This is a genomic window from Fulvivirga lutimaris (assembly GCF_009711525.1).
In the GTDB taxonomy this organism is placed as follows: Bacteria; Bacteroidota; Bacteroidia; order Cytophagales; family Cyclobacteriaceae; genus Fulvivirga; species Fulvivirga lutimaris.
This window is the reverse complement of record NZ_SMLV01000357.1, coordinates 1-18,782: the sequence shown is the minus strand read 5'-3', so window position 1 is coordinate 18,782 and position 18,782 is coordinate 1. Positions and strand designations below refer to the sequence as shown.

General features: G+C 38.3%; 13 protein-coding genes and 1 pseudogene. 6 read left to right on the top strand and 8 right to left on the bottom strand.

Going from position 1 to position 18,782, the window contains the following annotated elements; all coding sequences use genetic code 11:
- Positions 1 to 86: 86 nt before the first annotated feature.
- Together E1140_RS09075 and E1140_RS09070 are read left to right on the top strand one after the other, a co-directional pair.
- Complete coding sequence (locus E1140_RS09075; protein WP_155182085.1) at positions 87 to 3,293, top strand: WD40 domain-containing protein; 3,207 nt, start codon at positions 87 to 89, stop codon at positions 3,291 to 3,293.
- Position 3,294: 1 nt separating this feature from the next.
- A complete protein-coding gene (locus E1140_RS09070; protein WP_155182082.1) occupies positions 3,295 to 3,744 on the top strand; it encodes a GNAT family N-acetyltransferase in 450 nt (149 codons plus the stop codon).
- On the opposite strand, the gene purB is transcribed toward E1140_RS09070, so the two are convergent.
- Entirely contained in the window at positions 3,741 to 5,084 is a 1,344-nt protein-coding gene (gene purB, locus E1140_RS09065) for an adenylosuccinate lyase (RefSeq protein WP_155182079.1), read from the bottom strand. The genes E1140_RS09070 and purB overlap by 4 nt on opposite strands.
- Positions 5,085 to 5,194: 110 nt before the next feature.
- On the opposite strand from purB, the gene E1140_RS09060 reads away from it, so the two are divergent.
- The 3 genes from E1140_RS09060 (at position 5,195) to E1140_RS09050 (ending at position 10,343) form a co-directional block, all read left to right on the top strand.
- Positions 5,195 to 7,444, top strand: a complete 2,250-nt coding sequence (locus E1140_RS09060; RefSeq protein WP_155182077.1) for a DUF5916 domain-containing protein — start codon at positions 5,195 to 5,197, stop codon at positions 7,442 to 7,444.
- A gap of 3 nt (positions 7,445 to 7,447) precedes the next feature.
- A complete protein-coding gene (locus tag E1140_RS09055) occupies positions 7,448 to 8,566 on the top strand; it encodes a ferredoxin--NADP reductase (RefSeq protein ID WP_155182074.1) in 1,119 nt (372 codons plus the stop codon).
- A 61-nt stretch (positions 8,567 to 8,627) separates the two neighbouring features.
- Positions 8,628 to 10,343 carry a M3 family oligoendopeptidase gene (locus E1140_RS09050; RefSeq protein ID WP_155182071.1) on the top strand — a complete coding sequence of 572 codons (1,716 nt, stop codon included), beginning with the start codon at positions 8,628 to 8,630 and terminating at the stop codon, positions 10,341 to 10,343.
- Positions 10,344 to 10,361: 18 nt separating this feature from the next.
- Here E1140_RS09050 and E1140_RS09045 read toward each other — a convergent pair whose 3' ends face one another.
- The 5 genes from E1140_RS09045 to E1140_RS09025 all read right to left on the bottom strand — a co-directional run bounded on the left by E1140_RS09045 (position 10,362) and on the right by E1140_RS09025 (position 12,969).
- Positions 10,362 to 10,808 (bottom strand): MarR family winged helix-turn-helix transcriptional regulator, encoded by a 447-nt coding sequence (locus E1140_RS09045; protein ID WP_155182068.1) that lies wholly within the window; start codon positions 10,806 to 10,808, stop codon positions 10,362 to 10,364.
- A gap of 41 nt (positions 10,809 to 10,849) precedes the next feature.
- The gene (locus E1140_RS09040) at positions 10,850 to 11,428 is read right to left on the bottom strand and encodes a YceI family protein (RefSeq protein WP_155182065.1); all 579 of its coding nucleotides are present in this window, start codon (positions 11,426 to 11,428) and stop codon (positions 10,850 to 10,852) included.
- A 127-nt stretch (positions 11,429 to 11,555) separates the two neighbouring features.
- The gene (locus tag E1140_RS09035; RefSeq protein ID WP_155182062.1) at positions 11,556 to 11,804 is read right to left on the bottom strand and encodes an RNA recognition motif domain-containing protein; all 249 of its coding nucleotides are present in this window, start codon (positions 11,802 to 11,804) and stop codon (positions 11,556 to 11,558) included.
- Between the two features lie 162 nt (positions 11,805 to 11,966).
- On the bottom strand, positions 11,967 to 12,248 hold the full coding sequence (locus tag E1140_RS09030) for a GNAT family N-acetyltransferase (protein WP_155182059.1): 282 nt from the start codon (positions 12,246 to 12,248) through the stop codon (positions 11,967 to 11,969).
- Position 12,249: 1 nt separating this feature from the next.
- Complete coding sequence (locus E1140_RS09025) at positions 12,250 to 12,969, bottom strand: tRNA1(Val) (adenine(37)-N6)-methyltransferase (RefSeq protein WP_155182057.1); 720 nt, start codon at positions 12,967 to 12,969, stop codon at positions 12,250 to 12,252.
- Between the two features lie 62 nt (positions 12,970 to 13,031).
- On the opposite strand from E1140_RS09025, the gene E1140_RS09020 reads away from it, so the two are divergent.
- Positions 13,032 to 14,717, top strand: a complete 1,686-nt coding sequence (locus tag E1140_RS09020) for a formate--tetrahydrofolate ligase (protein ID WP_155182054.1) — start codon at positions 13,032 to 13,034, stop codon at positions 14,715 to 14,717.
- A gap of 76 nt (positions 14,718 to 14,793) precedes the next feature.
- Here E1140_RS09020 and E1140_RS09015 read toward each other — a convergent pair whose 3' ends face one another.
- Both E1140_RS09015 and E1140_RS21440 read right to left on the bottom strand, forming a co-directional pair.
- Complete coding sequence (locus tag E1140_RS09015; protein WP_155182051.1) at positions 14,794 to 17,853, bottom strand: ATP-binding cassette domain-containing protein; 3,060 nt, start codon at positions 17,851 to 17,853, stop codon at positions 14,794 to 14,796.
- A 108-nt stretch (positions 17,854 to 17,961) separates the two neighbouring features.
- Positions 17,962 to 18,782, bottom strand: a pseudogene (locus E1140_RS21440) (hypothetical protein); the annotation flags it as partial.

Here is an 18,782-nt window from a genome sequence, read left to right as displayed (position 1 = left end):
ATTTAGGAAATCTGGAGATGATTTTATCTGGTTTTATTTGCAGGCGTCATCATGCAATTCCCAAAAAGAACTTATAATTTCATGTTATGATAAGGAACATCATTCTTTTGACCCTAACAGGTCTCTTTTTATATTCATCAGTTCTGGCGCAAAGAATTGAGACGGTTGTTCAAAGAGGACATTATGAAGCGGTAAAGGCGGTTGCTTTTACTCCAGATGGTAAATATCTACTAACGGGCAGCCGTGATAAATCCATAAAACTTTGGGAGGTGAACACCGGACGTGAGCTGAGGTCATTTCTTGGACATCAGTCAACCGTAAATGATATAGCAGTTAGTGCTGATGGTAAGTTCTTTATCAGCAGTAGCGCTGATAAAACTGCAAAGATGTGGAACATCAGTACCGGAGAATTAATAAAGACCTTTAGTGGCCATACTGACTATTTGACTTCGGTGGCATTGAGTCATGATAACAAGTTGCTGATCACAGGTGGTTTTGATTGGGAAGCTAAACTCTGGGATGTGGCTTCAGGTGAAATGCTTAAGACTTTTAAGGTAAACCCGGATAAAGGACTGGGCTATGGAATAAATGCCAGGTTTAGTCCTGATGTCAAGAAGGTGGCATTTGGAGGTGATAACCGAAGTGTCATGATCTATGATATTGCCTCTGGAGGGAAACTGGAGGAGTACAAGCCTGAAAAGGGTTTCTGTGGTGGTTGTGCCACGTTCATCACTTTTAAAAATGATCAGGAAATATTCTCTGCCAGCAATAAAGGTGATCTTAAATTGTGGGCAACGAGTGGGGGCAAGACTTTAGATACTTATTATACTAATCCATCAGAATTCACTTCTATCGACCTTTTTGATGATAAGCTGTTAATCACCACTGAGGATTCCTTGAAGATTTATAGCGCAAAATCTAAAAAGCTTCTGCTGGCGCAAAACCTAGAATTGGATAAAGAAATAACGGATGCAAGGTTCAGCCCGGATGGAAAAACGATAGCCATTTCTTGTGATGATACATTGGTTAGGCTTTATGATTCCACAACCGGAGCTTTGATCACAATATTTCAAGGCTTCTTAAACCTAACAGATAAAGCGGGTATAGAATACGATAAATCGAGCTGGGACTATTACATCAGAAAGTATACAAGTCTTAAAAACGATGTCAGGATAAGCCCTGATGGAAAATACCTTGTGAAAGGCAAGATTGGCAGTATTGTAAGAATGTGGGAAGTAGCCTCCGGAAAGATAACGCAGGAATTCATAGGCCACGAAAAAGCGGTGCTTAGCACGGAGTTTTCTACTGATGGTAAGTACTTACTTACAGCAGGTGCAGATAGAAAGGCCATGCTTTGGGATGTAGCAACTGGCAAATTGATTAGGGAGTTTGTTGGTCATCGGGATGTTATTTTTAACGTGGCTTTTAGTGCTGATCAAAAAAGTATTGCCACAGGCAGTTGGGATGGCACCGCAAAAGTTTGGGATTTGGAAACAGGAGAGTTGAAACAAACGCTACTCTTTGAACAAAGTGCGCCTTATAAATTAGAATTCTATAACAATGATATATACTTGTTAATAGCAGGTCTTGATAAGACCTTAAAGCTATGGGAGATTGATAGCAAAATGGAAGTCCGCAACTTTTTGGGACACACAGACATTATTCATGATTTTGATATTGCACCAGATAATAAGACTGCGGTCTCTGCAAGCTGGGATGGTAAGGTTAAATTTTGGAATATAGGTTCAGGTCTACAAAGCGCCCGAATGTCAGATCATGAAGGACCTGTTTATGCAACGGCTTTTAGCAATGATGGCATGCAGCTGGCAACCGCTGGGTTGGACAGAGATATTAGGATCAGAAATGCGGCTAATGGTACTGTTGAAAAGAAACTCGTGGGACATGTGGCCTCAGTGACGTCATTGGAGTTTAGTAGTGATAATGCAACACTTATTAGCGCAAGTGAAGATGGTATGGTCAAAGTTTGGGATGTGACCACTGGCAAGGAGCTGGTGTCCTACATTATTCTAAATCAGAAAGATTGGATGGCTATAAATGCCAATGGCTATTTTAATGCTACTGACGGTGCGATGCAAAACATTTCTTTTGTACAGGGAATGAAAAGCTTTAGTGTGGATCAGTTTTTTGATGAATTCTATAAACCTGATTTATTAAAGAAGACTTTTAATAATCGGGGTGGCGATCAATTGAATATGATCGATAAAATTGAAAAATCTCCACCTCCTACGATTGAATTTATTTCGCCTCCCAATAATGAGACCAGCAAGACGGATAAAATTGATGTCTTTGTTAAGGTTTCAGACGCTGGAGGAGGAGTAAGTTCTGCCAGACTGATACACAACGGTAAAATCATTATGGATAAACCAGTGGAGGTGAAGCCAGGTAAATCCATTGTCTTAAATGAGGTGGTGCAGTTAGTGCCTGGTACAAATTATATAGAGGCCACTGCCAAAAGCAAAGGCAATATTGAATCTAAAAAGTACCGTGTTAGAGTTGATTTTGGTGAAAAAATGAAGTCAACACTTTATTTGGTGGTGATTGGTATCAATCAATATGAAAATGAGGCACTTAATCTCAATTATGCTGCAGCAGATGCTAAAGGCTTTAAGGAGTTGATCATGTCAAGTTCTGAAAAGCTATATGATAAGATTGAGCTGGTAACCCTGTATGATTATGAAGCTACCAAGGATAATATTATTAATAAACTCAATGAACTTTCGAAAATAATAAAGCCCAATGATGTTTTGTTCTTTTATTATGCTGGTCATGGTAGTATGGTAGACAATGAGTTTTACTTTGTGCCTACGGATAATGTAAAACTTTACAGTGAAGATAAACTAAGAAAGAACGGCATTACCGCTACTGAGATGCAGTCGCAATTAACCAACATTGCTGCTTTAAAGCAGGTTGTTTTTATTGATGCTTGCCAGTCGGGCGGTGGTGTGGAAATGCTGGCGCAAAGAGGGGCGGGAGAAGAGAAGGCACTTGCACAATTATCACGGAGTACAGGCATTCATATATTAGCTGCTGCCGGCAGCGAGCAATTTGCTACTGAGTTCACAGAGTTGGGACATGGCCTTTTCACACATGTTCTTTTGGAGGCACTTTCTGGTAAAGCTGACGGTGCTCCCAAAGATGGCAAGATTACAATCTATGAACTGAAGTCATATTTGGATGATCAGGTGCCGGAGTACTCAAAGAAATATAAAGGTGCAATGCAGTTTCCTCATACCTTTTCCCGTGGTCAGGACTTTCCTTTGGTAATTGAATAATATGAGTGAGATTAAACTGGTAAAAGCCATCAAGGATGACTTGCCGGAAGTGTTAGCATTGAGAATTGCCACAATGAGTGAGCATCTGGAAGAAGTAGGCTGGTCTATGTCTGAAGATGAACACATGAAACGAGTGATGAAGAACTTCGACTGTGGGCATATGATATGGTCAGATAATGCTGTTGTAGGCTTCATCAAATACAAGGAGCAGCCAAAGTCATTGGATATCATACAATTCCAGATATCTCCTGAACATCAGGGTAAAGGTCTTGGAAAAATGGTGCTGGAGATCATTGAATCTCAAGCCCATACTAAACAAAAAGGCCTGTCACTGAAAGTTCTAAAGGCAAATCCAGCCAAACGGCTCTATGAGCGGTTTGGCTTTAAAGTAGTTGGTGAAGATGAGTTTGAGTTTTTTATGGAGAAGTCTCTTAAAGTCCCCAGTTCTTAAACCCCAGTATAATTAAAAGGCGTGATCACCTTTAACTCACTTTTGATCGCGTCACTAACATTCAATGTTTCAATGAAATTATGAATGCTGTCTTTAGTGATTTTCTCATTCTTACGGGTCAGCTCTTTCAGTGCCTCGTAAGGTTTTGGATAACCCTCTCTCCTTAGTACGGTCTGAATAGCCTCAGCAACCACAGCCCAATTTTCTTCAAGATCAGCATCAAGTGCGGCCCGGTTAAGCTCAAGCTTATTCAATCCTTTTTTCAATGATTGAAGTGCTATGATCGTATGAGCTAAAGGTACACTTACGTTTCTCAAAACAGTCGAGTCTGTAAGATCTCGTTGAAGTCTAGAGATAGGAAGTTTTGCAGAGAGGTGCTCAAATATGGCATTAGCGATTCCCAGGTTACCTTCTGCATTTTCAAAGTCGATAGGGTTAACCTTATGTGGCATTGCCGATGATCCTATTTCTCCTGCCTTGATCTTTTGCTTAAAATAGTTGCTGGCCACATATTGCCAAATGTCCCTGCTTAAGTCAACCAGGATAGTATTGATTCTTTTGATGTTGTCAAATAAGGCCGCTAGGTTATCATAATGCTCAATCTGTGTAGTAGGATGACTTCTTTCCAAGCCTAGATAGTTCTTAACAAAATTATTCCCGAAATCTACCCAGTCAAATTCAGGGTAGGCCACATGATGTGCATTAAAGTTTCCTGTAGCTCCACCAAACTTAGCCGAATAAGGAACAGTGGCAAGCAATTCCAATTGCTTGTTTACTCTTTCATTAAAGACCTTAAATTCCTTACCTAATCTTGTAGGCGATGCAGGCTGACCGTGCGTTTTAGCAAGCATGGCAATGTCTTTCCATTCCGTAGCAAAGGCATCAATAAGTGTATTTACTTCATTCAATAAAGGCAAAAGTTGAGCGCTAATTGACTCCATCAGTGAAAGAGGAATAGATGTATTATTGATATCCTGGGAGGTAAGACCAAAGTGAATAAATTCTTTATAGTCACTTAATTCCATCTCATCAAACTTCTCTTTGATAAGGTATTCAACAGCCTTTACATCATGGTTGGTCACCTTCTCTATCTCCTTGATTTTAAGGGCATCTTCTTCGGTGAAATTTTGGTAGATAGCTCTTAAGGAATCAAATAAATTGTTGTCAACATTTTTGAGCTGTGGCAGTGGTAACTCACAAAGCGCAATGAAGTATTCAATCTCAACCTGAACCCTATATTTTATAAGACCAAATTCCGAAAGGTAGGGAGCAAGTCCTTCTGTTACTTTTCTATATCTTCCGTCAATAGGAGAAAGGGCAGTGAGATTATTGAGCTTCATATAATTTATATCTGTTGAATATTAAGAAGGCGCAAAGTTACAAAAATTGAACTTCCACTCATGTAAAATGTTTACTCAAAGAAAACCAATTGGCTAGTTTTGCAGACCAAATGAGGAAAATACTTTTTATTGCTACAGCGTTTCAATTTTTTGCTGGCGTTTTATTGGGTCAGGTTAACACTGACAAATACAAACTCAATATCTCTCAAGCCACTGAGCCAATTGTTATAGATGGTGAGTTGACCGAGTCTACATGGTCGACAGCAGATAAAGCCGATAATTTTATAACCCTATTTCCACAAGATTCTTTACCTGCAACCTCACAAACGGTTGTAATGATGACTTATGACAATGCCAATTTATATATTGCGGGCATTTGTTATGTAGATTCAAAGAAAAGACATGTAGTTCAGTCGTTAAAAAGAGACTTTGGATTTAGTCGTAATGATAATGTAAGTATATATCTGGGTACATTTAATGACTTTACCAATGGTTTTACTTTTGGTGTTACTCCATTAGGAATTCAGCGTGAGGGTTTAGTCACCAATGGTCAAAATGTCTCGACAGACTGGGATAATAAGTGGTTTTCAGAAGTAATAGATTATGGTGATCGATGGGAATTTGAAATGAAAATCCCTTTTAAAACCATACGCTATAATGAGAAAGCAGATGAATGGAACATTATCTTTTTGAGAAAGGATGTAAAGAACAATGAAGAATCAACTTGGGCACCGGTTCCTCAAGGTTATAGACCATCTAGTTTTGCATTTGCTGGGCAAGCTGTATTTGATAAAAAACTAAAGAAGGCCGGTCCGAATGTAGCGGTTATACCATTTGTTTCTGCAGCATCTTCAAAGAATTTTGAGGAAGGTACAGCAACCGAAAACGATGCTCAAGTGGGATTTGATGCTAAAATTGGGCTAAGCAGTTCCTTGAATTTAGATTTGACCGTAAACCCAGATTTCTCCCAGGTAGAGGTAGATCGACAGGTAACTAACCTAAGTAGGTTTGAAATATTTTTTCCTGAGAGGCGGCAGTTCTTTTTAGAAAACAAAGATTTGTTTGATCAACAAGGTTTTGGTGAGTCTCGTCCATTTTTTAGTCGAAGAATAGGTATTGGAAGTGATACAGCTGGAAATGCACAGCAGATACCTATTCTTTATGGAGCTAGACTCAGTGGTAATATTGGCAGAGATTGGCGGGTCGGAATCCTAAACATGCAGACTAAAGGGAGTGATGTAGGTAGGCTTACCGGAGTTGACGAGTTAGATAATACTTATAAGTTATTGCCGCAAAATTACTCTGTTGGCGTAATTAGAAGAAGAATTTTTGGTCGATCAAATATTGGTATTACAGCAGTAAATAGACAGGCGGTAGGTTTTGATGAAGATGAGAATATTTCGTCAACCACTGCGTATAATAGGGTAGTGGGTATTGATTATAATTTGCTATCCGATGACAGTAAATGGGAAGGCGACTTTTTCTATTATCGTTCTTTTGACGAGGATCAAAAAGATGATGCTTATGCATCAGGCATGTTTTTAGGATATAATACCAGAAATGTGCGATTGAGGGGAAAAGTAGGCGCTGTAGGAGAAGGTTACAATGCTGAGACAGGTTTCGTACAAAGGAAAGATATTATTCAACTAGAGACTTTTAATGATTATAATTTTTACCCTGAGAACTCTAGGATTGTGCGTCATGGACCTGGTATGGATTTCCGTTATTATACCAATTCTGATTTCGAAAAGACGGATATGAGGTATGGGATAGATTATAGTGTCACCTACCTAAATACTTCTAATTTTTCTGTAAGATATAGCAGCGATTACGTCAAGCTGCGAAGTGAATTCGACCCAACAAGGCAATTACCTGACAGTTTAGAGTTTCAGAAGCTTCAGATAGGTGAGGAGTTTGAATGGTCTGGTTTTTCAATTCGATATGAGTCTGATGCTAGAAAAAAGTTCTCGTATGAAGTAAGGTATAATGATGGTGGTTTTTATAATGGCAATAGAAGAAACATCAGAGGTGAAGTTAATTATAGATTTCAACCTTTTGGATTAGTAACATTGTCTGTGGACTACAACGACCTTTATAATTTCCCTGAACCTTTCGCTGATACTAATTTCTGGTTAATTGGTCCAAGATTCGATATTACCTTCACTGATAAGTTATTCCTTACTACCTTTGTACAATATAACGAACAAGCGGATAACATGAATTTAAATGCTCGTTTCCAATGGCGTTTTAAACCTGTTTCTGATCTGTTTGTTGTTTATGCAGAGAACTACTTTCCACAGGACTTTGGTGTAAAGAGTAGAGCTCTGGTTTTAAAAATGACTTATTGGTTAAACATCTAGAACATGGCATTTAGTTTTTTCAAAAAGAACAAGGATAGTGACAAGAAATCGTCATCGGGTGGTAGCAAATACTTAAACCTGAACGTTAAAAATATCATAAAAGAAACCAAAGACGCAATTACCATTGTGTTCGATCAGCCTGCTGAGAAGGTTAATTACAAATCAGGGCAGTTTTTGACCCTGATCAATACCATTGATGGTAAAGAAGTAAGAAGAGCATATTCTTTGTGTTCATCTCCTTTTGTAGATGAAGACTTGGCTGTTACGGTAAAAAGAGTGGACGGTGGTTTGATGTCCAACTGGTTACCTGATAACCTGAACGTTGGCGACACCATGAAGATCATGGAACCGATGGGGGTATTCACTACAGAATACGATGCCAATAATAAGAGACATTTGGTGATGTTTGCTGGAGGTAGTGGTATTACACCAATGATGTCTATTATCAAAACCATGCTCGATCAGGAGCCTAATAGCATTGCATCATTAATTTATTGCAATAGAGATATTGACAGTATAATTTTTAAGAGTGAGTTCGATCAACTTCAAACGGATTTTGAAGGCAGGCTTCATGTAATTCATATCTTGGATGATGCTCCAATGAACTGGCAGGGGCATAGTGGTCTACTAAACCACGACATGCTGGTTAAGATATTCGAACGCATTCCTTCTTGGGGAAATGAAAACACCAGATACCTGATGTGTGGCCCTGAAGGGATGATGAAGAATGTTGAAAATCTTCTGGAGGAGCAGAACATTCCTAAAGAAACCATCTTTAAAGAAAGTTTCGTAGCCGGAACTATTGACAAAGCTGAAAAAGAAGTAGCTGCTGAGTCTGGTGAAATAATGACTAGAGAGGTAACAGTAATCTATGATGGTGATGAGCATAAGTTTACCGTGGAGCCTGGAAATTCCATACTTGAGACAGCGCTTGATCTGGGTATTGATTTACCTTACTCATGCCAAAGTGGACTTTGCACAGCCTGTAGAGGTAAATGTGTGTCTGGCAAGGTAAAACTGGATGAAGAAGAAGGACTTTCAGAATCTGAGCTGGACGAAGGCTTTGTTCTGACTTGTGTTGGGCATCCTTTAACCGATGATGTGGTGATAGAAATAGGGTAAAAGTTATAACCCCTTTTTCGCAATTGATAAAACAAACCTTAAGATTAGAAGTATAATTAATATGATTGATATACCATCAAGACCTCAAAGAACTTTTATTCCTGAAGATTTTAAAGTAGAAAGCTGGGAAGGTTTAGCTCCTTATTTTGATGAGCTTAAGAATAGGACTATTGAAAGTTATAAGGATCTAAGACAATGGTTCAAAGATCGTAGTGAACTTGAGTCTATCATATCTGAAGATGCGGGATGGCGGTATATCAAAATGACTTGCTACACTGATAATGAAGAGCATAGTAAGGCATACCAATACTTTGTGACAGAGATAGCGCCTAAAATAGCACCAATTAGTGATCAACTGAATAAGAAAGCTGTAGCCTCTAAACACCTGGCTGAACTTGAAAAAGAAACCGGCTTTGATATCATGATCCGTGAGATGAAGAAGGATATTGAGATATTCAGAGAGGAGAACATTCCTATCAATACCGAAATTCAAACTGAAACGCAGAAATACGGTCAGATTAGCGGTGCTATGACTGTTGAGCATGATGGTGAAGAGCTTACTTTGCAACAAGCAGCAGTAAACCTTCAATCTACGGACAGAAAACTGAGAGAGGAGATCTATCATAAAATTGCAGGACGAAGATTGGAGGATAAGGAGACGTTTGATGAGCTGTTCACCAAATTGATCGGTCTTCGTGATAAGGTAGCCAAAAACACAGGTTTCGATAATTTCAGGGACTATATGTTTAAGGCCATGGGGAGGTTTGATTATAAGCCTGCTGATTGCTTTGAATTCCATAATGCTGTAGCACATGAAGTTGCACCTATGCTTAATACCTTGGCAAAGGATAGAAAGGAAAAACTAAATGTCGATCAATTAAGACCTTGGGACAAAGCGGTTGATCCTGAAAACAGAGAGGCACTGAAGCCCTTTAAAGATGGAAAGGACCTCACCGCTAAAACTATAGAGTGCTTTAAGCGACTTGACCCATTCCTGGGACAGTGCTTAGCCATAATGAATGAAATGGGGCATCTTGACCTTGAGTCAAGAAAAGGTAAAGCTCCAGGCGGATATAACTATCCTTTGGCTGAAATAGGGGTGCCATTTATCTTTATGAACGCAACTTCCACGCACCGTGACATGATTACTATATTACATGAAGGTGGTCATGCAGTACATTCATTTCTCACCAGAGACTTAGAGATCAGCGATTTTAAGAATACTCCATCAGAAGTAGCTGAATTGGCTTCTATGAGTATGGAACTCATTTCCATGGATCAATGGGATCTTTTCTTTGATAACGAGGAAGATTTAAAAAGAGCCAAGGTAGAGCACTTAGAGCAAATTATAGAAACTTTACCATGGGTGGCAACTATCGATAAATTCCAGCATTGGCTCTATGAAAATGCTAATCATACCTTGGAAGAAAGACATGCAGCGTGGCTAAGAATATTTGAAGAATTTTCAGATAACATTACCGATTGGGGTGGCCTTGAAGAGAATAAGAAGTATATGTGGCAAAAACAACTGCACTTATATGAGGTGCCTTTCTATTACATAGAGTATGGTATGGCGCAACTTGGCGCAGTTGCGGTATGGAAAAACTATAAAGAGAATGCTCAGAAGGGACTGGAAGGGTATATGAATGCACTAAAATTGGGTTACACCAAATCAATACCGGAAGTATATGCTGCAGCTAATATCAAATTTGATTTTAGTCAAGCCTACATTAAAGACCTTATGAATTTTGTAAAAGCCGAACTTGAGGCTTTGTAGCAGTTAGTAGTAAAAGTATTACGAGCGTAATTTGTCGAGTAGCCTGTTAAGCTGCTCGGCATCAGATTCACTAAGCCCAAGAGATTCGTCAAGAGCATTAGTGTCTGCATCCATTCGGGTTAAAAGGTTAAGTCCATCATCATTTATGGTAACATCTACGAGTCTCCTGTCATCAGGACACACTTTCTTTGTAATCCATCCCTTAAGGGTGAGACGATCTACAATTCTTGAGGCATCAGAGTTTTTATCAAGCATTCGGGCTTTAATTTCTGATGTAGAGATAGAGCCAGGATATTGGCCTCTTAAAATTCTAAGCACATTGAACTGTTGAGGAGTAAGGCCGTGAAGCTTAAAAAAATCTTTATGCCTGTTGGTAAGCCAATTGGAAGTAAATAATAAATTGATGGTAGCTTTTTGTAATTCGCTACGAAATTTCTTTTGATGTATTTCTTCTTCTATTCGCATATGCTAAAATAGGGGTTGAGATTACTCAACCCCACTTTTTATTATCCTTTTTTCTGCAGCTCCACATTCACTGCGATTTCAACTTCGTCACTAACAACTGCTCCACCAGCTTCAGTTAAAGCTCCCCATTTCAATCCGTATTCTTTTCTGTTTACCGTACCAGTTACTTTAAAACCAGATTTGATATTTCCCCAAGGGTCTTTAATAGTACCGTTGTACTTAACATCAAATGTAACATCTTTAGTCACATCTCTCATCGTAAATTTACCTACTAATTGATATTTAGCTCCATTTTTTACGATTTTACCATTAAATTTTACTTCAGGAAACTTCTCAGCATTGAAAAAGTCATCTGATTTCAAGTGAGTATCTCTTTGCTCATTGTCGGTATCAATTGAAGCTGCCTTGGCAGTAAATTCAACTGTTGAACCAGCAAAGTCATCGCTTGTGCTTACAACCTTGGCATCGAAGTCATTAAATTGTCCTTCAACTTCTGATATTACAAGGTGAGTTACAGCAAATCCTACAGAAGAGTGAGATTTGTCAATTGTCCATTCTGTTTGACCATAAGTAAATGTTGCACCTACTAAAAGTCCGATTGATAAAATTAATTTTTTCATAATAGTGTCTTTTTTATGTGATGCAAATATAAACGATGTTTAAACATTAATGTTGTGTCGTTGAATATTTTTTTAAAAAAAATAGCAGAGAGTGATCTCTGCTACATATAACTTAAGCTAATTCTTATTAGTCGTTTCTAGGATTTGCCTTTTTAACCACTATGGTTCGCCCATCGAATTCAGTTTCATTAAGTCCTTCAATAGCTTCTTGAGCTGCATTGTCATCAGGCATTTCAACAAAGCCAAAACCTTTAGACCTTTGAGTTACTTTATCAAAAATAACTTTGGCCGATGATACTTCACCATACGTCTCAAAATGTGCTTGCAATTGTTCGCTGGTGGTTCTAAAATTTAATTTTGCTACGAAAATATTCATTGTAAATAAGATTGTTTAAAATATAACTTACAGTAGAGTAGGAGGTTTGAAATCTATGAAAACAAGTCATACAATAATCAATCTTCGCCCTAATCAACTTATAAAGCTTACCAAATATAATCTATGAGATTGACTAAAGCTAATGTTCAAAGAATGTTTACATTACCATAACACATCGCTAAATTCAGCGGTTTTTTCAAAAACTCGCTTAGCAAATGGGCACAACGGCATAATTTTCATATTGTTTTTACGGGCCATTTCTACAGCTGCAGTTACAAGTTTAAGACCTAAATTCTGACCTCTGAAATTATCATTTACTTCTGTATGGTCTATGATAAATTTATTATCACCTGCCTTAGAGTAAGTCATTTCACCTGCTACTTCATTTTCATTGCTGATGTAAAACCTCCCTTTATTTTCGGTTTCCTGATGTAGTACTTCCATGCTATAATTTAATATGATAATCTTTTGTTAAATTTTTATAGCCTTCAGTCCAAGTTCCATCATCATTATAATGGACAAGGTTGTTTGGCTCTAGATTTTGCTCAATCTTAGATAGACATAGCAATGAGCGCTCAGGTTTATTCCCTTTTTTTGAGTAAAAAAGGGTTTTTCTTATAAGAAAGAAACCCTTCTCTTCTCCATAATTTGCAAGTTGAGGTTCTAGATTGCATGGAATAATTACTGATAGTCTACCATTATTAGTCAGTAACCTGTAGGTATGTGTTATTAACTCATTGATGGGCAATGTAACAGTATGCCTGGCTTTATGCCTTTCACTTACGGGACTTATAGTGCCGCTTTCAAAGAAAGGCGGGTTGCTAAGTATATGATCATATTTCTTCTCAGGTTCAAAATCCTGAAGTGATGTTTGAATTGCATTTAATCGGGTCTTCCATGGAGATGCGTCTAAGTTTGACTTTGCTTCTTCTATGGATGGACCATCAATGTCTATGGCGTCAATTATTCCGTTACTGTTTCTTTGGGCAGCCATCAAAGCAATGAGGCCACAACCCGTTCCTACATCTAAAATATTTTTGTTTTCATGTACTTCCACCCATGAACCTAAAAGTACACCATCTGTTCCCACTTTCATGGTGCTGTTATGATGTGTTAATTCAAATTGCTTGAATTTAAAACGTTTGCGGGAGTTGTTGGCATTCATCTTATTTCTTTAAATTAGCCGAAGTACTTAGGATTAAATATATAGATTAAAGCCATCTAATTATGTCAAATAAACAATATAAATCTGATTTAGAAATAGCGCAGTCAGCAACGTTAAAACACATTAAAGAAATAGCAAGTGGAGTAGGGGTTGATGAGTCGGATTTAGAAATGTATGGTAAACACAAGGCTAAACTACCGTTGAACTTAATAGATGAAAAGGCGGTAACAAAAAACAATTTGGTTTTGGTTACAGCCATGACTCCAACGCCAGCTGGTGAAGGGAAAACTACAACATCCATTGGTTTGTCCGAAGGGCTTAATAAGATTGGTAAGAAGACATGTGTGGTGCTACGTGAGCCTTCTTTAGGTCCCGTGTTTGGTATGAAGGGTGGAGCTGCTGGCGGTGGCTATAGCCAGGTAGTACCCATGGAGGACATTAATTTACATTTCACTGGAGATTTTGCAGCAATTGAAAAGGCTAATAATTTACTGGCGGCTCTGATAGATAATAATATTCAGTCATCTAAAAATAACTTAGGTATTGACCCCCGGACAGTGGAGTGGAAGAGAGTGATGGATATGAATGACCGATCTTTACGCGAGATTGTATCGGGGATGGGAGGTAAGCCTGGAGGCATGATGCGTCAAACAGGCTTTAATATTACTGCTGCTTCTGAGATAATGGCGATCCTTTGCCTTGCAAAAGATATGGATGACCTGAAAGAAAAGATGGGTAATATTTATGTTGGTGATACTTATGATGGGAATGCAATATTCGCCAGAGATCTAAATGCCCATGGTGCTATGGCAGCTTTGCTTAAGGATGCCATTAAGCCAAATCTGGTTCAAACCTTAGAGGGTAATCCTGCCATCATCCATGGGGGGCCTTTTGCTAACATTGCACAAGGAACCAATTCTGTAATAGCAACAAAAATGGGAATGTCCTTATCTGACTATGTGGTAACAGAAGCTGGTTTTGGAGCAGATTTGGGAGCTGAGAAGTTTCTTAATATTAAGTGTGGCTATTCTGGATTAAGCCCTAAGGCTATTGTAATAGTGGCTACCATTAGAGCACTTAAGTATCATGGCGGACAATCACTGAATGAGCTTAAAGAACCAAATACAGTTGCTCTAGTGAAAGGCCTGGCTAACCTTGAAAAACATATAGAAAACATCAAAACGTATGGATTACCGGGAGTAGTGAGTGTTAATAAATTTGTAACTGACTCGAAAGAGGAAATTGATATTGTGATCAAACGCTGCGAAGAGCTGGGAGTTAAAGTGGCCATTGGGGAAGGTTGGGAGTTTGGAGGCGAAGGATGCACTGCTCTGGCTAAAAAAGTAGTGGAAGCTGTAGAATCTAGTAGCAAGCCCTATAAACCAACGTATGATTGGAAGTTATCCGTAAAAGAAAAAATAGAAGCAGTAGCTCGTAAAGTTTATGGAGCTCAAGACGTTGAATTTTTGCCGAAGGCTAAACAAAACCTTAGAAAGATTGAGCGTATAGGTTTGAATGATAAGCCAATCTGTATTGCTAAAACACAATACTCTTTTAGCGATGACCCAAAAGCGCTGGGCAAACCTGAGAAGTTTACCCTGACAGTTCGTGAAATAGAAATTGCTGCCGGGGCAGGATTTTGTGTACCCATAACTGGGAATATGCTCAGAATGCCAGGCCTGCCTGCCGTACCTGCCGCTGAAGGTATGGACATTGATAATAATGGTAAGATAACTGGCTTAAGCTAAAGGCCGAGTACTAACCAGAGCACTACAAGTGTAAGGATAAAAAGGCCTATGGCAATAATGTCCTTATGGACTTTCATTACTTTTTAAACCTCCTTAGTGTATTCTCAATAGAGTTGATAAATTTCCTGAGCAGGTCGAAATATAGGGTTCCTCCCATAAAGATCGACATAAACCAGATCACATAAAGATTGAAGTGCAGTGTGTCTAACGTAATGCCTAAGAATTGCTTGTTAGGCACATAGAACTGTGCTCGATAATCGAATAAGTGGTCAGGATCAGGATCATTGTAAATAGGGTAGATCTTTTGAACAAGCCGCCCGTCTTCTTCTATAATTCTATGGGGTTCATTTTGGTTTTTAACAATCTCGACAATGGTCTCATTGCGATATAGCTCTTTAAGTTTGTCAAACTCAGCTCTTTTCTCAGGCGAGCTAGTCATATCGAGAATAATTTTTTCACGAGCCGCATCTGCTTTGTTGTACCTGATTGCATAGAATTTTCTTACAACCTCGAGAAACTCATAGGTGTAATTGTAAACTGCAGAATCAAAGTCATTAATGTTAAGCTTATCTAGGTGCTCAAAATGTTGATCACCAACAGTTTGCAACTCTCTATCAATTTCAAAACGCAAGAGTGCGAGGCTTTCTTTCAGTTTCTCCGCTACTTCAGGTTTTTCCTTGTTTTTGAAGTTGTTGAGGCTGTATTCAAGCTTAGTTTCAAGACTAGGAATGTAATAAATTTTCTTATAATCACATTCAGCTAATACCTTCTCATAAGGATAGAATATTTGCTCGAAATCATTATCCCTGAATTGGGCAACCATGGCGGCTTCAAAAGCCCATCTTGAAGCCATAAAATCACCAACTAAAGGCACCTTTCCGGCACTACTTAAATCAGGGTTTAGTTTGTCAAATTTCACGACTACTCCGCTTAAAACCAGCTGTGGGATAAGCAGAATAGGGATGATGATATAAATTGTAACGGCTGAATTAAAGCCAGAGGAAATATTTAAGCCCATCATGTTAGCCAGACATGAAGTGGAGAAAAGGATCATCCAATGCGTTATAAGCATTCCATGAATCTCTAGAATTGTATTTCCTATCAGTACAAATGTGAAGGTCTGTATCGCTGATAATGAAAACAGAATGAACACTTTTGATAGGAGGTAACTGCTCCGACTTAGGTTTAGAAATGACTCCCGTTTGAGTATTTTTCTATCTCTTATAATCTCTTCGGCACTAACCGTGAGGCCCATAAACAAGGCCACTATTACACTCATAAACAGGTAAGCCGGTACATTTAGGTTTTGACTGAATACATAACCAAGATTGAGCGAGTTGTTGGTATTATGATACCGAACAATATAAGCTAGCACAAAGGCCAGAACAGGTGCCTCTAAAAGGTTTATGAGTAGGTATTGCTTGTTGCTAAGCTTTGATAGGAAATCTCTGGTGGTAAATAGGCTGAACTGCTTAATTCTGTTAGGAATATTAAGTGTCGACTCAGGTGCCTCGTTAATTGCCTTAACACCTTTTAACTTTGTTTTATCAAGATAGAGTTGATTCCATTGTTCAGGGGAAATCTTTCTTTCATTAGTAAAGTTTCCATATTCATTGATAACCCTGGTTTCAATGATATTGAAGATCTGTTCAGGGTTTACGTTACCACATTCATGGCATTCGCCTTCATCACTGTTAATAAGGTTGATTGTATCTTTAAAATACACCACCGCCTCAACAGGATTGCCATAATAAATCTGATAACCTCCAGTGTCTAATATTACCAGCTTGTCAAACATTTTAAATATGTCTGAAGATGGCTGATGGATAACTACAAAGATCAACTTACCCTTAAGTGTAAGTTCTTTAAGCAGATCCATTATATTCTCGGAGTCTCTTGACGACAAACCTGAAGTAGGTTCATCCACAAACAGAACTGCTGGTTCTCTTAATAATTCAAGACCTATATTCAATCGCTTTCTCTGCCCGCCACTAATGGTCTTGTCCAAAGGGGAACCTACTTTTAAATCAGCGGTTTCCGAAAGACCTAGGTTATCTAGTGTTTTAAGTACGAGTGCTTCCACTTCATCATGACTTAAATTGTCAAAACAAAGCTTGGCTGCATAGTATAGATTTTCATAAACAGTAAGCTCCTCTATTAGCAGGTCATCCTGTGGAACAAAACCGATAACCCCTTTTATCTTTTCCTTCTCTCTATGGATATCAATGCCATTAATAAGCACATGGCCCTCAGAGGGCACCTCATTGCTATTTAGAACATTCAGTAGCGTAGATTTACCAGCACCACTGGCACCCATAAGCCCGATTAACTTGCCTGATTCTTCAAAAATGTTGATATGACGAAGACCCAGTTTACCGCCTTTAAATTTGAAAGAGATGTCTTTCGCTTCGAATGAAATCTTCTTTTCATTACCAGACTTCATGAAGGGGCCTATTACATCACCATAGTAAACTGGACTGATCTTATCGGTCCTGATGGTTGATCCAATTGCCAATACAGCTCTTTTGCCAGACTTAAGAGGCACACCATTTAAAAATATATCTGCAGGTCCTAGGTACTTTATAAAATAGGTATCGGCAATTTCTACATGAAGTATAGCAACAAAACCTTTGAGCCCCGATCTTTTTATATGCTTAAAAGTCGATTTTTGATAGTCCTCATCATCTATGATGAGAATGCGCTCGTGCTGAAGTTCGTTGACATCTTTACCTGTAACAAAGGTGTTAATTGCCTTTATTTCATTATCAGTTACATTAAATGCGTCACCAATATATTTTACTAGCTCAGCCTCGCGATCAGATATATGACCATCGGCTAAGATGATTCCCATCAATTCTAAAATGATGACAACCTTCTGTTTTTGAGTTAATTCAGCATTGATGTGCCCACATATATCAGAGATTCTTTTATGCTCTTCATCAGCACTTACACCAGCTGATACAGTAATGGTGTCGCAATAGGCATCAAATTCCTTTAAATAACCGGAAACGGCATTTTTATTTAAATGCTCAAGAAGGAAGGCTTCAATCTGTTCTCTTTCCTGCTCAGTAACCTCATCTTCCTTTGCCACAATGGCGAATAATTGAATTATTGCTTTAAGTAAGGGTTCACTCATGAGCTGTCCGGTTTTGGAATAGAATCACTAATATAATTCTTTGAATTTATAAAAAAAGGGATTGAATTAAATTCAACCCCTTCTTTAAGGATTTGGCAACTGGAGAATTTATTCAACCAGTCCTTTTCTCATTTCTTCTACAGTAGCGGTAATGTCAGCTAAAGTTTTGTCTGACAATACAAGGTCAGCTCTATTATTTTTAATTTGCTCTTCGATATTTAGAGCAGCATAGCTTTTATTCAAAAGGTTAAGGTTTGCCAAAAGCTGATCTACAGGATTAGAAGAATCCAGTCCTTCAAGCATAGATGTCAAATCTCCACAAGCTTTTTGTTGTTCTAAAACCACTCTGATCAAAGGTGTCAAAACAAGGTTTCTGCTATCTTCAGGAAGAATATCCTTAGGATAGCTCTTTATTAATTGCGTAGAGATATAAAGTCCTTCGATAAAACTACCTGCAACAACAAGACCAGCAAGCCTGTTTCTATTATCATCTTTAAGATAAGACTCAGTTTTGTTGATAGTTGAGTTTAATAAATGAGCCAATGAGTCTTTTCTAGAAAGGTTGTCTTCAAACCTTTTCACTAAACTCACGTCAAATGATCCTGTTATCCCTAGATCATCAGCCAATTTTTTAGCAGTACTAAGGTAAGTTAATGATTCTTGCACCTTGTCGTAAGATACCAAATAACCAATGTCAGTAGCATATACGCCTAAGTTTAAGGCAGATTTATCATTAATTGACATGTAGCTGGTAGCCTTAGCATTATCATTGATTAAAGATCCGTTGAATTCGGCTCCTGTGGCTTCAAGTAAAAAAGGAATTTCTGAAGGTGAAGGAATCTCATAAACCACTTCCTGAATTTGTTCTTTCAAATCAGACTCTGCCTGATCAAATTCTTCAGAATTTGCACTCTGATCTTCTTTTTTTT